15 protein-coding genes are annotated in these 13,355 nt (G+C 59.0%); 7 read left to right on the top strand and 8 right to left on the bottom strand.

The features are described from left to right. The 3 genes from phaR to CLV74_RS00540 form a co-directional block, all read right to left on the bottom strand. Positions 1 to 564: a polyhydroxyalkanoate synthesis repressor PhaR gene (phaR, locus tag CLV74_RS00550; RefSeq protein WP_106262265.1), complete on the bottom strand. Its 564-nt coding sequence runs from the start codon at positions 562 to 564 to the stop codon at positions 1 to 3. 127 nt (positions 565 to 691) lie between these two features. Next, on the bottom strand, positions 692 to 1,144 hold the full coding sequence (locus CLV74_RS00545) for a phasin, PhaP (RefSeq protein WP_106262264.1): 453 nt from the start codon (positions 1,142 to 1,144) through the stop codon (positions 692 to 694). Positions 1,145 to 1,274: 130 nt separating this feature from the next. After that, entirely contained in the window at positions 1,275 to 3,068 is a 1,794-nt protein-coding gene (locus CLV74_RS00540) for a PHA/PHB synthase family protein (RefSeq protein ID WP_106262263.1), read from the bottom strand. 101 nt (positions 3,069 to 3,169) lie between these two features. Between CLV74_RS00540 and phaZ the strand changes: the two genes are divergently transcribed. Next, a complete protein-coding gene (gene phaZ / locus CLV74_RS00535) occupies positions 3,170 to 4,429 on the top strand; it encodes a polyhydroxyalkanoate depolymerase (protein WP_106262262.1) in 1,260 nt (419 codons plus the stop codon). 72 nt (positions 4,430 to 4,501) lie between these two features. Here phaZ and CLV74_RS00530 read toward each other — a convergent pair whose 3' ends face one another. Together CLV74_RS00530 and CLV74_RS00525 are read right to left on the bottom strand one after the other, a co-directional pair. After that, positions 4,502 to 5,212, bottom strand: a complete 711-nt coding sequence (locus CLV74_RS00530; RefSeq protein ID WP_106262261.1) for an alpha/beta fold hydrolase — start codon at positions 5,210 to 5,212, stop codon at positions 4,502 to 4,504. A gap of 779 nt (positions 5,213 to 5,991) precedes the next feature. Further along, a complete protein-coding gene (locus CLV74_RS00525) occupies positions 5,992 to 6,744 on the bottom strand; it encodes an alpha/beta fold hydrolase (RefSeq protein ID WP_106262260.1) in 753 nt (250 codons plus the stop codon). 224 nt (positions 6,745 to 6,968) lie between these two features. Between CLV74_RS00525 and thrS the strand changes: the two genes are divergently transcribed. Continuing rightward, entirely contained in the window at positions 6,969 to 8,915 is a 1,947-nt protein-coding gene (gene thrS / locus CLV74_RS00520; RefSeq protein ID WP_106262259.1) for a threonine--tRNA ligase, read from the top strand. Positions 8,916 to 8,973: 58 nt separating this feature from the next. Here thrS and CLV74_RS00515 read toward each other — a convergent pair whose 3' ends face one another. Then, complete coding sequence (locus CLV74_RS00515; RefSeq protein ID WP_106262258.1) at positions 8,974 to 9,453, bottom strand: P-loop nucleotide/nucleoside kinase family protein; 480 nt, start codon at positions 9,451 to 9,453, stop codon at positions 8,974 to 8,976. After that, positions 9,453 to 9,749 carry an antibiotic biosynthesis monooxygenase gene (locus tag CLV74_RS22700; protein ID WP_106262257.1) on the bottom strand — a complete coding sequence of 99 codons (297 nt, stop codon included), beginning with the start codon at positions 9,747 to 9,749 and terminating at the stop codon, positions 9,453 to 9,455. Before CLV74_RS22700 ends, CLV74_RS00515 begins: the two co-directional genes overlap by 1 nt. Positions 9,750 to 10,117: 368 nt before the next feature. Between CLV74_RS22700 and CLV74_RS00505 the strand changes: the two genes are divergently transcribed. From CLV74_RS00505 to CLV74_RS00490, 4 genes are read left to right on the top strand one after another with little or no spacing between them, the layout of a single operon-like run. Beyond that, positions 10,118 to 10,420, top strand: a complete 303-nt coding sequence (locus CLV74_RS00505; protein WP_106262256.1) for a BufA1 family periplasmic bufferin-type metallophore — start codon at positions 10,118 to 10,120, stop codon at positions 10,418 to 10,420. Positions 10,421 to 10,480: 60 nt separating this feature from the next. Then, on the top strand, positions 10,481 to 11,332 hold the full coding sequence (bufB, locus tag CLV74_RS00500) for an MNIO family bufferin maturase (RefSeq protein ID WP_106262255.1): 852 nt from the start codon (positions 10,481 to 10,483) through the stop codon (positions 11,330 to 11,332). Continuing rightward, positions 11,329 to 12,072 (top strand): HvfC/BufC N-terminal domain-containing protein, encoded by a 744-nt coding sequence (locus CLV74_RS00495; protein WP_106262254.1) that lies wholly within the window; start codon positions 11,329 to 11,331, stop codon positions 12,070 to 12,072. The genes bufB and CLV74_RS00495 overlap by 4 nt, the downstream gene beginning before the upstream one ends. Continuing rightward, complete coding sequence (locus tag CLV74_RS00490) at positions 12,066 to 12,587, top strand: DoxX family protein (RefSeq protein ID WP_106262253.1); 522 nt, start codon at positions 12,066 to 12,068, stop codon at positions 12,585 to 12,587. Before CLV74_RS00495 ends, CLV74_RS00490 begins: the two co-directional genes overlap by 7 nt. Here the strand turns inward: CLV74_RS00490 and CLV74_RS00485 are convergent. After that, positions 12,569 to 12,880: an ArsC/Spx/MgsR family protein gene (locus CLV74_RS00485; RefSeq protein WP_106262252.1), complete on the bottom strand. Its 312-nt coding sequence runs from the start codon at positions 12,878 to 12,880 to the stop codon at positions 12,569 to 12,571. The genes CLV74_RS00490 and CLV74_RS00485 overlap by 19 nt on opposite strands. A gap of 204 nt (positions 12,881 to 13,084) precedes the next feature. On the opposite strand from CLV74_RS00485, the gene CLV74_RS00480 reads away from it, so the two are divergent. After that, positions 13,085 to 13,291, top strand: a complete 207-nt coding sequence (locus tag CLV74_RS00480; RefSeq protein WP_106262251.1) for a cold-shock protein — start codon at positions 13,085 to 13,087, stop codon at positions 13,289 to 13,291. Positions 13,292 to 13,355: the final 64 nt, after the last annotated feature.

Below are 13,355 nucleotides of genomic sequence, written 5' to 3'. Positions count from 1 at the left end.
TTACTTGCTCATCTTCGAGAGCTTGGCCTGTAGTTCGGCCAATTGTGCCTTGATGTCGTTCAGGTCACCCGAACCATCGCGAGCGCCCTCTTCGCGGGCAGGCCCGCTAGAGCCCGGCCATTTGCCCGACAGACCGCCGGTCATGGCTTTCATGAAAGCTTGTTGCTGCGCTTGCATTGCCTCAAACCCCGGCATCGAGGCCATCGGATTCATCGCCGACATGTTTTCGACCATCTTGGATTGGCCGTCCCGCAACATTTCAAACGACATCGCAAGGAACTGCGGAACCACGCTGGTGGCCTGTGTCGTATAGCTGCGGACCAGATCATTCAGCACGCTCAGGGGCAGGACATTTTCCCCTTTGCTCTCATGTTCTGCAATAATTTGAAGTAGATACTGACGCGTCAGGTCATCGCCCGACTTCAAATCAACAATCTTCACTTCGCGACCACCGCGGATGAAACCCGCGATATCTTCCAAGGTCACGTAATCACTGGTCTCGGTGTTATACAGCCGACGGCTGGCATAACGTTTGATCAGAAGCGGTTTTTCGGTTTCCGACAAGGACTCCCCTCCCATGCTGCAACGCTGATAAAACCGTAGGGGGTAATTTCACAAAAAGAAAGGGCAGGCTTCACAGCCTGCCCCACTTACCGATCTTTGGGAGGGAGGGCTCCCGCGATCGACGCAATTACTTCGCAGCAGCGGTCGCTTTTTTAGCGGTGGCGGTCATCTCGGTGGTCGCCTTTTTTGCAGCAGCAGTCATTTCTTCGCCCATGTCTTTACCAGCAGCCATCAGCAGCTCCATGGTTTCCGACTGGACTTTTTTCGCGATTTCAGCGAACGCGGCAACGTTCTCGGCAGCCATTTCGGCCGACGCGCTTGCGAAGTCAGTCATTGCCTTGGCGTAGTCAGCAGGCTCTGCCTTGGCTTTGGTCATTTCGCTGATTTTCGACAGAGTGTCTTTGGTCCACTTGGTCGACAGCTCGGTCGACTTTTCAGCGGCGTCCAGAGCAACAGCCGACAGCTTCTCCGACAGAGCAGCCTGGCTCTTGAAGCCATCTTCCATGGCCGACATGTCCATCGGGAATGCGCCCATCATGTCTTTGATCATCGCGGTGAAGTCAGCGGTCTTAACGGTCATAATTCCAAATCCCTTTTATGCTGGACGGGCCCACCCCGTCTTCATCAGCTGAGTCCAATATGGATGCTGCAGCGCAGCAAATCAAGTTTTTTCTGCGCTGCAGCAAAAGAGATTTAAAGAGGCAACCAGATCAGTGACTTGGGACCGCCGTCACATAGGTTCCGGGCGCCGGAGCCAATGTAGGATGGTCCGAATCGCCTGGCTCGCGGGCGTCGATCCGCTTGCCGGAGCGGTTCGAAAGCCACTCATCCCAGCGCGGCCACCATGAGCCTTCGGTGAATTCTGCACCTGCAAACCACTCGTCCGCGGTCTGGCTCATTTTGGGGTTCGTGTAGTGGCCGTACTTCTTTTTGGACGGCGGGTTCACGATGCCCGCGATGTGGCCCGACTGCGAGACGATGAAGGTCTTGGACCGGCTGCCCATCTGGCGCACGCCGTTGTAGCTGGCTTTCCATGCGGCGATGTGGTCGGTCTCGCAGGCAATGGCGCAGATCGGCACGGTGACTTCTTTGAGGTTCAGCACCTCGCCGCAGATCTCGATGCCGCCGTCAGCGAACTTGTTCTTCTGGCACAGGTCGCGCAGATACTGGATCGCCATCGCACCCGGCAGGTTGGTGCTGTCACCGTTCCAGAACAGCAGATCGAAAGCGGGCGGCGCTTCACCCAGCATATAGCTGCGGATCGCGGGGCCGTAGATCAGATCGTTGGACCGCAAAAAGCTGAAAGTCCGCGACATGAAATATGAGCTGAGCATTCCTTGCTCGCCGATCTCTTCCTCGATCCCGTCGACGAAGTCGTCGCCAAGGAAAACGGTGAATTCTCCCTGATCCGAGAAATCTGTAAGGGTCGTGAAAAGGGTCGCGGATTTGATCGGGTTCTCGCCCCGTTTCTTCAGCAGCGCCATGGTCAGCGACAGGGTGGTGCCCGCAATGCAATAGCCCACGGCGTTCACCTGCGGCACGTCGCAGATCTTGCGGACCTCATCGATGGCAGTCAGGTAGCCGTCGGTGATGTAGTCATCCAAGGACACATCGCGATAGCTGTTGTCGGGGTTGATCCAGCTGGCCACAAAGACCGTGTAGCCCTGATCCACCGCCCATTTGATCAGGCTGTTCTTTTCCTTGAGGTCGAGGATGTAGAACTTGTTGATCCACGGCGGGAAGATCAGCAGCGGGATTTCATGGACCGTGTCGGTGGTCGGCGTGTACTGGATCAGTTCCAGCATGTGGTTGCGGAACACAACCTCGCCGGGGGTGGTGCCGATGTTCTCGCCAACCTTGAAGGCGCTTTCATCGGCCAGACGAACCAGCAGGCGGCCATCGTTGGCCTCCAGATCGCGGACAAGGTTTTCCAGACCGGCGACCAGACTTTGACCCTCGGTCTCAACGGCCTTTTCCAGCGCATCGGGGTTGGTGCCAAGGAAATTGGTCGGTGCCATCAGATCGATGATCTGGCGGGCGAAATAATCCAGCCGCTGCTTATCGCGCGGCTCTAGGTCCTGAACTTGACCCAAGGCTTTCTCGATCGCCTCGGCATTTAGTAGGTATTGCTGTTTTACATAATTAAAGTACGGATGGGTCTGCCACAGGGGGTTCGAAAAGCGCTTGTCCGGTGGTGTCCGGTCTTCGGGCACTTCGAATTTGCCGTTCGTCAGCGCTTTCTGGGCCTCTACATAATGCTGTAAGGACTTGCCCCAGAATTGTACCTGATGTTCCAGAATTTTTTGCGGATTTTGCATCCACTCCGCCCAGTAATGGGTTGCGGCTTTGACCATCAGGTCTTGGCCGGGGCCCTGAAGGGCGGGATTGATCGCTTTGCTATGCGAAAGTGCTGCAACCAGCCGTTTGGACAAGTCTTCAATCTTAGAAATATTTTCGTTCAAACGGGCAAGCTCAGTACCGGTTTCACTCTCGTGCGTTGTCATGCTTGCGATTCCCCCCTAATCTCGCTGCAACATAGCGTTGCTGGCCGGAGGGGGCAAAGTGACGATTTCACCCTGCGCGGCCCGCAGCTAAGGAGAACCTGATGCGCTACATGGCGACTTATGACTTGATGGAAACGGTTCGGAACACGAACCAGTGGCTAGGCGCCACGGCCAAAGCGTTCGCAGCTTATCCAGGAATTTCAATGGTTCCCAACCCGGTATTCCAATGGATGGGTGCATGGGGCGAAGTCACTGAACGCAGCTTTGCACGCATGGTTGCCAAGCCTGACTGGGGTATCCATTCGTATACCTGCGAAGATGGCCGCGACCACATCGTCAACGTCGAGAAAGTGGTCGAGCGTGACTTCGGTGACCTGATTCATTTCAACGTCCAAGGGCGTCCGGACACCACCCGGAAGGTGCTTTTGGTCGCTCCGATGTCGGGACATTATGCCACACTGCTGCGCTCGACTGTGATCAGTCTTTTGCCCGATTGTGAGGTCTACGTCACCGATTGGCACAACGCCCGCGATATTCCGGTCAGCGCAGGTAAATTCGACGTTGAGGACTACACCCTCTATCTGGTCGAGTTCATGCGTCACCTCGGGCCCGATACCCACGTGATCGCCGTCTGTCAGCCTGCACCGCTGACACTGGCCGCGACCGCCTATCTGGCCGAAGAAGACCCCAGCGCGCAGCCCTCGTCGCTGACCCTGATCGGTGGCCCCATCGATCCCGACGCCGCCCCCACCGAAGTCACCGATTTCGGCAACCGCGTCACCATGGGCCAGCTGGAAGAGATGATGATCCAGCGCGTCGGCTTTAAATATCCGGGCGTGGGCCGTCAGGTCTATCCGGGCCTGCTGCAGCTGTCGTCGTTCATGACCATGAACGCCGAGACCCACGGCAAGGCGTTCATGGACCAGATCCATCGCGCCACCCGTGGCGAGGCCCGCGACAACGACCGTCACAACCGTTTCTACGATGAGTACCTTGCGGTCATGGACATGCCGGCCGAGTTCTACCTCTCGACCGTGGAACGCGTGTTCAAGAACCTTGAGATCGCCCAAAACAAGTTCGTGGTGAACGGCAAGAAGGTCGACATCGGCAAGATCACCGATGTGGCTGTGAAAACCGTTGAAGGCGCGAAAGATGACATCTCGGCCCCCGGCCAGTGTGTCGCCGCTCTGCGCCTCTGCACCGGCCTGCCGGAAGAGTTGAAGGCAAGCCACCTTGAGCCCGGCGCAGGTCACTACGGTATCTTCGCCGGCAAAAGCTGGCGCAGCAACATCCGCCCTCTGGTGCTAGAATTCATCGACGCCAACAACGGTCGCCACAAACCGGCCGCCGCTGCGGAATAATCCAAGCGCGTTCTGAAACAGAAAACCCCGCCTGAACCGGCGGGGTTTTTCTTTTGGCTGCCTTCCGTGTGATCAGTGCAGGCGCAGCGGCATCTCTAGCCAGCTTTGCAGCGCTGCTAGGGTCGCCTCGGGCTGTTCCAGAGATGGCAGGTACCCCGCATTCGGGATTTCGTGAAGCTTTGCGCATGGCGCCAGATGGGCCATCAGATCAAAGCGGCGGCGCGGGGTCAGCCCGTCATCGGACCCGCAGATCACAGCCGTGGGCACCGTACAGCGGCGCAGCAGGTCGTGCTGGTCACGCTTGCGCTGCATGGCGCGGGATTGGCGGATAAACAGATCCGGCCCCAAATCCAGTGCCATTTGCCCCAGCGTGTTCAGCACCGCCAACCGACCCGAACCGGGCGCCAGCGTCTTGGGCTGGATTTCCGAGGCCAGCACATCCTCCATCCGGCCAACGCGGGCGCGCACGATCCGCTCTTCCCGCAGGGCGGCAGCCATCGGGGTTTCGGACAGCAAGCAGGTCGAAATCAGCCCCAGACGACTGACCCGTTCGGGCGCACGTTTCAGGATCTCAAGCGCGATGTTCCCCCCCAGCCCCTGCCCCGCCAGCGCAAAACGCTCTGGCAGATCGGCGAGCAAGTCTTCGGCCATCTCTTCGACCTTCTGCCCCGTCTTCGGCGTGCGCACACAAACGGTCCGCCCCTTTTCCAGACCCGAGGCCTGATGGGCAAACACCCGATCGTCACACAATATCCCCGGAAGCAGAACCACCGCCTCAACCATACCGAGAAACCCTTAACATAAACTATACAATTTAAATTGTGCGGGATTCCGGTTTGAGAGGGCAAGCGTTTATCAAGTCGGGGCAGGAAAACCGGACCAATTTACCACGAACCGTTGCAAATAAGGGCCGCACGCCACACAGCCCGCACAGGATTTATGCAACACCTGCCGTCACTGAAGACGCGTTGAGAGACCGCAAACAACAGCCGCCCTTCGAAAATGATAGCCATATTGACGGTTTACGAAGACACCCGGACAACACTCTACCCCAGTGACGCGACCTTCATTGGCGATGCAGAATGCAGCCCGCCCTTTACCCGTTGCGACACCCCGAGCATGACGGTCCAAGAGGCCCAAGATGATAGCGGGCATTAGAAGTCACCGCCCCAGCCCGTAAGCTTCACAATTAACAACTCTAAGCAGAACAACCCAAACGGGAAGTTATACTCACAGCTTAAAAAAGTTTTCACACCGTCAGATTTTGCAAAATTTTTAGCATATGATGTGGTAATTTACCGTCTTCCCTACAAAATATGCGATCACGCGGGAAAATTATACACATGGCCCGCCGCAGCTATGCCCCTTATCCCCACAGAGTTATCCACAGCTCCCACAGGTTCACGGGACAAATATGCAAGCGCACTACGTCCTGCGAAGGATAGTCTTTCTCAGTAGACCAACTGACAAAAAATCTCCGATTGATCCTGCACCATACAGCGCAAAAAGCCCGCCACAGCATCAGCTTGGCGGGCGATCTGTAGCAAGGCAGGACAGCAGGCTTACCCTGCGCGGCTGGACACCTCGGTGATCGCGCTGGCAATCACCTCAAGGCAGTCAGGGGTGGAAAAACTGTGATCCGCCCCATCCACCAACAACAGCCGCATGTCATCCCCCTGCGCATGCTCAAACAGCCGCAGCGCCGTCGCGGTCGAGACCGAAGTATCCGCCGTGCCTTGCAAGAATCGCACAGGGAACGGCAGCGGCAGCGGGCTGCGCAGGACCAGATTGCTGCGCCCATCCTCAATCAAGCGGCGGGTGATAATGTAGGGCTCGGGGTAATCCGAGGGCAACTCTAGCTGGCCGTTCGCCTCAAGCACGCGGCGCTGGTCCTCATCGAAACCGGCCCAAAAGCTGTCTTCGGTGAAATCCGGCGCAGCGGCGATGGTGACCAGCCCCGCCACGCGGCCCTTCAGGCGCTGGGTCATCAAGAGGCTGATCCAGCCGCCCATGCTGCTGCCGACCAGCACCAGCGGGCCATCGGTCACGGCCTCGATCACCGCATGCGCATCATCGGCCCAATCCCCGATGCAGCCGTCCACGAACGCTTCGGACGATTGGCCGTGGCCCGAATAGTCGAACCGCAAGAACCCGCGCCCCTGCGCCTTGGCCCAGTCTTCCAGCCAGACCGCCTTGGTGCCTTCCATGTCCGACTTGTAGCCGCCCAGAAACACCACCAGCGGCCCTGCGCCGTCTGTCTTGTGATAAGCAATCCGGCGACCCGAGGCAGTGTCTAGAAAGGTTGGTGCGGTCATGGGGCTCTCCTGTGGTTTTGCGGCCAAGATAGGCAAGGCGCGGCTGGGTGCAACTTATTCCACTATCGCGGCCAAGTGGCCGAAAGGCACCCTGCGTGAATTCATCTGCTATGAAACCGAACCATGCCTTGACTTGCCTGACCCGTTTATTCACATACCCCCTACACCATAACCCGCAACCGGGCGTCCCGTAGGCGCCAAACCGACGAGGAGACTTACGGCCCATGGCCCAGATTTCCCTGACATTCCCTGATGGCAATGCACGCGAATACGACGCAGGTGTTACTCCTGCGCAGGTCGCTGAATCGATCTCCAAGTCACTGCAGAAAAAAGCAATCAGTGCGACCGTGAACGGCGCGCATTGGGATATGCAGTGGCCGATCACTGAAGATGCGCAGATCGCCATCCACACCATGCAAGACGATGAACAGGCGCTGGAGCTGATCCGTCACGATCTGGCCCACATCATGGCCCGCGCCGTGCAGGAAATCTGGCCCGACGTGAAGGTCACCATCGGCCCCGTGCGCGGCAACGGCTGGTTCTATGACTTTGATCGTCAGGAACCCTTCACCCCCGAAGATCTCGGCCAGATCGAAGCGAAGATGAAAGAGATCATCAACGCCCGCGACGCCGTGAAAACCGAGGTTTGGGACCGCGCCCGCGCCATCGCTTACTATGAAGAGCGCGGCGAGCCCTTCAAGATCGAGTTGATCGACCGCATCCCCGAAGGCGAAGACCTGCGGATGTACTGGCACGGCGACTGGCAGGACCTTTGCCGCGGCCCGCACCTGCAAAGCACCGGTCAGGTGCCCGCCGATGCCTTCAAACTGACCCACATCGCTGGGGCCTATTGGCTTGGGGACAACGAACGCCCGATGCTGCAGCGCATCTACGGCGTGGCCTTCAAGAACCGTCAGGACCTCAAAGCGTGGGAAGTCCAGATGGAAGAGGCCGCCAAGCGCGATCACCGCAAGCTTGGCAAGGACATGGACCTGTTCCACCTGCAAGAAGAGGCCCCCGGTCAGATCTTCTGGCACCCGAACGGCTGGCGCATCTACACGACCCTGCAAGACTATATGCGTCGTCAGCAGGACCGTGACGGCTACGTTGAGGTGAACACCCCGCAGGTCGTGGACCGCAAGCTGTGGGAAAAGTCCGGTCACTGGGACAACTATCAGGAAAACATGTTCATCGTCGAAGTGGACGAAGAGCATGCCCGCGAAAAGGCGATCAACGCCCTGAAACCCATGAACTGCCCCTGCCACGTGCAGGTGTTCAATCAGGGTCTGAAATCCTACCGCGACCTGCCCCTACGTATGGCCGAATTCGGCTCGTGCAACCGTTATGAACCCTCGGGCGCGCTGCACGGGATCATGCGCGTGCGCGGCTTTACTCAGGACGATGCGCACATCTTCTGCACCGACGACCAGATCGAGGCGGAAACCAAAAAGTTCATCGAGTTCCTGTCGAAAATCTACGCGGACCTCGGCTTTGACGACTGGACCATCAAGCTTTCGACCCGCCCCGAAAAGCGGATCGGTTCCGATGAATCGTGGGATCGTGTCGAAGCGGCATTGGGCAACGCCTGCCGCGCCGCCGGTCATGACTATGAGATTCAGGAAGGCGAAGGCGCGTTCTACGGCCCGAAACTGGAATTCACCCTGACCGACGCGATCGGCCGTGAATGGCAGTGCGGCACCCTTCAGGTTGACCCCAACCTGCCGGAACGTTTGGACGCGAACTACATCGGTCAGGACGGCGCAAAGCACCGCCCCGTCATGCTGCACCGCGCTGTCCTTGGCTCGTTCGAGCGTTTCATCGGCATCCTGATCGAGAACTCGGCCGGTAAACTGCCCTTCTGGCTGGCCCCCCGTCAGGTGGTCGTGGCCTCCATCGTCTCGGACGCGGATGGCTATGTACAAGAGGTGGTCGATGCCCTGAAGGCCGCTGGCATCCGTGCCGAAGCGGACTTCCGCAACGAGAAGATCAACTACAAGGTCCGCGAGCATTCGCTTGGCAAGGTGCCTGTGATCCTCGCCGTGGGCATGAAAGAAGTCGAAGAGCGCACCGTTTCGGTCCGCCGTCTTGGCGAAAAACAGACCTCGATGGCGACCTTGGACGAGATCGTGGTCACGCTGAAAGGCGAAGCGACCCCGCCGGACCTGAAATAATCAGGGACTTCGGACAGAATATAAGGGCTGCCCTCGGGCGGCCCTTTTTTGCGCCGTATTAAGCCTCGTGATGAACGATGTGGAATCCTTCATCCTCGGTCGGGGGCTGGTAATGCTTGGTGATCGCCCAGAACTGCGCCTCTGTGGCCGCAAAGGCGTGCTCCCCGCCCGCATTCCGCGCGTGCAGGCGCTGCAAGCAGACCTCATCAGGAACATCCAACACATGCATCTGATGATCAGCACCTGACTGATCAATGATCTCGCGCATCCATGCCCGCGTTGCCACTGTATTCGCCGGAAAATCCAGCACGACCGAGACACCGGCCCCCAACAGCGCCGCCACATGCGGCCCCATCACAGCCTTCAGCTTGACCGAACAGCGCACATAGTCCTGCACATTGGTCATCTGATCCGCGAACAAGGCGGCCAGCCAGACATCTTCGGACACCAACACTGCGCCGTCCGCTGCCAAACGCGCGGCAAGGGTGGATTTCCCTGCCGCGATCTTGCCGCTTAAAAGATGCAGCGTGGCAGCCATTACGCCGGAATGCCCACGTAGTGATGAACCCAGCAGCGCTTGACGAATTTCTCCATCTCCTCGGGGATATGGGCCACTGTCCAATCCTCACCGGCAAATTCACTCAGACCGGCCTCGTCCTCCCATTCAGAGATCATCGCGTATTCGTTCGGCGTCCCTTCTGTGGGCCAACCGATGGTCACACGGGTGCAGCCTGCATAGCCGGACACGGATTGAACCGCGACGGTCTTGAACAGAGGCTCAAATTCGCTGCGCAGGTTGCTGTGGATGCGAACGCGGTAAATGCGGGTAATCATAGAAACTCCGGATACTAAACAGGACGGCCCCAAATCAGCCCCACCATGCAGAGGCAACAGCGCCGCTGGCAAGAGGGGGAAGGCCCGCAACATCCCTGACAGGGACGTGAGGCGATCACAACACCCTACAAAGCAGCAATTTCGGGATTGTAACATTCGGCACTGCCGCAGCGCCTCACCCCCGCCGCATGACGGTGAAACGTTACAAACAGGCGGAAAACCGCCCATTCCAAATCACCAAATCCAACGGTTTTTAACGCCCGCGTGACCCACATCCCTGTGAATGGCCTGTGGGGAGCGATGCTGGCTAGTGTTTGGGTGTCGCCGGAAACGTGAGCGGCGACAGAGGATCAAAAAAGGATAAGCCAATGAATACCTTCACTAAAACCGCATTCATCGCCGGCGCTTTCGTCACCGCAATTGCAGCAAACACCGTCCCCGCCGCTGCTCAGGCGCAGGAAAAATGTTTCGGTGTCGCGCTGGCAGGTGAGAACGGCTGCGCCGCTGGCCCCGGCACCACCTGCGCCGGCACCTCGACCGTAGATTATCAGGGCAACGCATGGACGCTGGTCGAGGCAGGCACCTGCACCGACATCGAACTGCCCGCCATGGCAGACGGCACCGCCCGCATGGGCAGCCTCGAAGCGCTGGAGCGTGACATCCCCGCATAACGCCTCCCTCGGGGTGCCCTTCCCCAACAGGGCGCCCCACCTTGCCCGAAAGGACCTGCCATGTTCGATACAACCATGCGCCGCCTGCCGAACGGGCCGGGCGTCGGCTACAAACCCCAACACTACAGCGCCCTGATCGCGGACCCTGCCCCCGTCACATGGCTGGAAATCCATGCCGAGAATTACATGGGTGACGGTGGCCGTCCCTTGGCGCAACTGCGCGCCCTGTCTGAACGGTTCCCGATCTCGGTCCACGGGGTTGGCCTGTCCATCGGAGGCGAAGGCCCCTTGGACCCTGACCATCTGGCCCGTCTGAAGACCTTGTGTGACTGGCTGAACCCCGCCAGTTTTTCGGAACATCTGGCATGGTCCACCCACGACAGCGCCTTTCTGAACGATCTGCTGCCCCTGCCCTACACCGACGCCACCCTCAGCCGCATTTGCGCGCATATCGATCAGGTGCAAGAGACTTTGGGACGGGAAATGCTGCTGGAAAACCCCTCCAGCTATCTGGCCTTCAGCGAAAGCACATGGGCCGAGCCGGATTTTCTGCGCGAAATCGCCCGCCGGACAGGCTGCGGCCTGCTGCTGGATGTGAACAACGTCTTTGTCAGTGCCACCAATCTGGGCTTTCGCCCGCAGGACTATACCGCCGCCTTCCCGCTGGATCAGGTGGGCGAAATTCACCTTGGCGGCCATGACGAAGACCTTGATGACCACGGCGCCCCCTTGCTGATCGACAGCCACGGGCGCGAGGTCGCCGATCCGGTCTGGAGCCTTCTGGACATCACCCTAATGGCCTCCGGCCCCCGCCCCGTGCTGATCGAATGGGACACTGATGTCCCCGACTGGCCCACCCTCAGCGCCGAGGCAGTCCGCGCACACCGCGCCCTACAAAAGGTGCTGGCATGAGCATCCAAACTACCTTCCACGCCGGCCTTCTGGACGCGGCCCAGCCCGTCCCCGAGGGGCTGACCGATGGCGAAGGCCGCCCCGCTGGCCGTCGCTATTCAGTCTATCGCAACAACGTTGCTGTCTCACTGCGCGAGGCGCTAACCACCGGCTTTCCCGTGACCCGCAAGCTGATCGGAGAGCAGAATTTCGACCATGTGGCGGGGCTTTACCTGCGGGCGCACCCGCCTAGTGATCCGCGCCTGATGCTATACGGTGCGGGCTTTCCCAACTTTCTGGCCAGCCTTAGCGCCCTATCGCACATCGGTTATCTGGCGGATGTGGCGCGGCTGGAACTGGCAATCCGCCACAGCTACCACGCCGCAGATGGCAACCCGATTGACGGCAACGCGCTGGCCCATCTGGGCCCCGATCAGCTGATGGCCCTGCGCCTTAGCCTTGCGCCGTCGGCGCGGGTGTTGCGTTCACCTTGGCCGGTGCTGTCGATCTGGCAATTCACGCAGGATGCCTCGGTGGGCAAACCCAAAGCCGGCTCGCAGGATGTGCTGATCACCCGCCCCGCCTTCGATCCCCAGCCGCAGCTTTTGCCCACGGGCGGTGCGACCTTCATCAGCGCCCTTGCCACCATGCCCTTGGGCGAAGCTGCCGAAGCCGCCCTGCGCAGCGCCCCCGACTTTGACCCCTCGGCCACTTTGGGCCTGCTACTTGCTGGCCGCGCGTTGGAGATGCCCTCATGCTGACACCCATCCAAATCCCGCAATCACTCGCGCTGAATGGCCTGCCTCTTTTGGCCCGCCTGACATTTGCCGGAACCCTACTAGTCTATTTCTGGAACTCGGCGCTGACCAAACTAGGGGACGGCGTGCTTGGTTTTGTGCGCCCGTCATTCAACTCTTACGCGCAAATCTTCCCCCGCCAGATGGAGGCCCTGAACTATGACGCCAGTCAGTTGGGGCTATTCCATTGGGCAGTAGTCATGGCAGGCACCTATGCAGAATTCATCCTGCCCGCGCTGATCATACTAGGTCTACTGACCCGACTGGCCGCGCTGGGAATGATCGGCTTTGTCGTGGTCCAAAGCCTGACCGACATTGTCGGCCATCACGTGCCACTCGGCGCTTGGTTCGATGCGGCGTCGGATGCGCCCATCGCGGACCAGCGCGCCCTTTGGGTTTACCTCCTGGTGACCCTCATCGCCTTGGGCGGCGGCCCGCTGTCGCTGGACCGCCTTCTATTTCAAAGAAAATCCGCCTGAACGTCCTTAGCCCATCCCAGCCACATGCGGTCCCCGTCCACGATCAACGGGCGCTTCATCAGGCTGGGATGCTCTGAGATCAGCTCTAGAACGGGACGCGCACGGGCCGCCTCATCCAGCTGCCGCCACGTGGTGCTGGACCGGTTCGCCAGCTTATCCCCGAACACCTCAAAGGCTTTTTCCAGCATCTCGGCAGGAACTCCGTCTTTACGCACATCCATAAATGTCGCCTCGGGTATTGCCTTAATCGCCTTCCGGCAGGTGTCACAGGTTTTCAGCCCATAGATGAACATCGGTTTCTCCTATTTTTTCCGCGTTTGTGAAGATGTGACCCAAATTGCAAGGTTGTTTCGCTTGATTTTTACACAGGGCATGCAACGTTAAGGGTGTAGCTTCATCCTGCAACGCTGCGTTTCTAGATTCGTTGTGTTGTCCTTTGAACGTTACGACAAGGCCTCCGGCACGCCGGAGAAGACGACTAGAAGGAGTAAGGGGCTATGCCCACAGGAACCGTCAAGTGGTTCAACACCACCAAAGGCTATGGCTTTATCGCACCCGATGGGGGCGGCAAGGACGTATTTGTTCACATTTCAGCGGTTGAGCGGTCTGGCCTGACCGGTCTGGCTGACAATCAAAAAGTAGAATTCGAGATGAAAGAAGGCCGCGATGGGCGTGCCATGGCTGGCGATCTGAAACTCGTCTAAGGCGAACATCTCGCGTCTGTTGACCAAAGCGCATAGCCGAGGCGTGTGAATGCCTCGGTTATTT

The organism is Donghicola tyrosinivorans, from assembly GCF_003003355.1.
In the GTDB taxonomy this organism is placed as follows: domain Bacteria; phylum Pseudomonadota; class Alphaproteobacteria; order Rhodobacterales; family Rhodobacteraceae; genus Donghicola; species Donghicola tyrosinivorans.
Note: the sequence above shows the minus strand (reverse complement) of the source record. Positions and strands in the feature narration are given on the sequence as shown.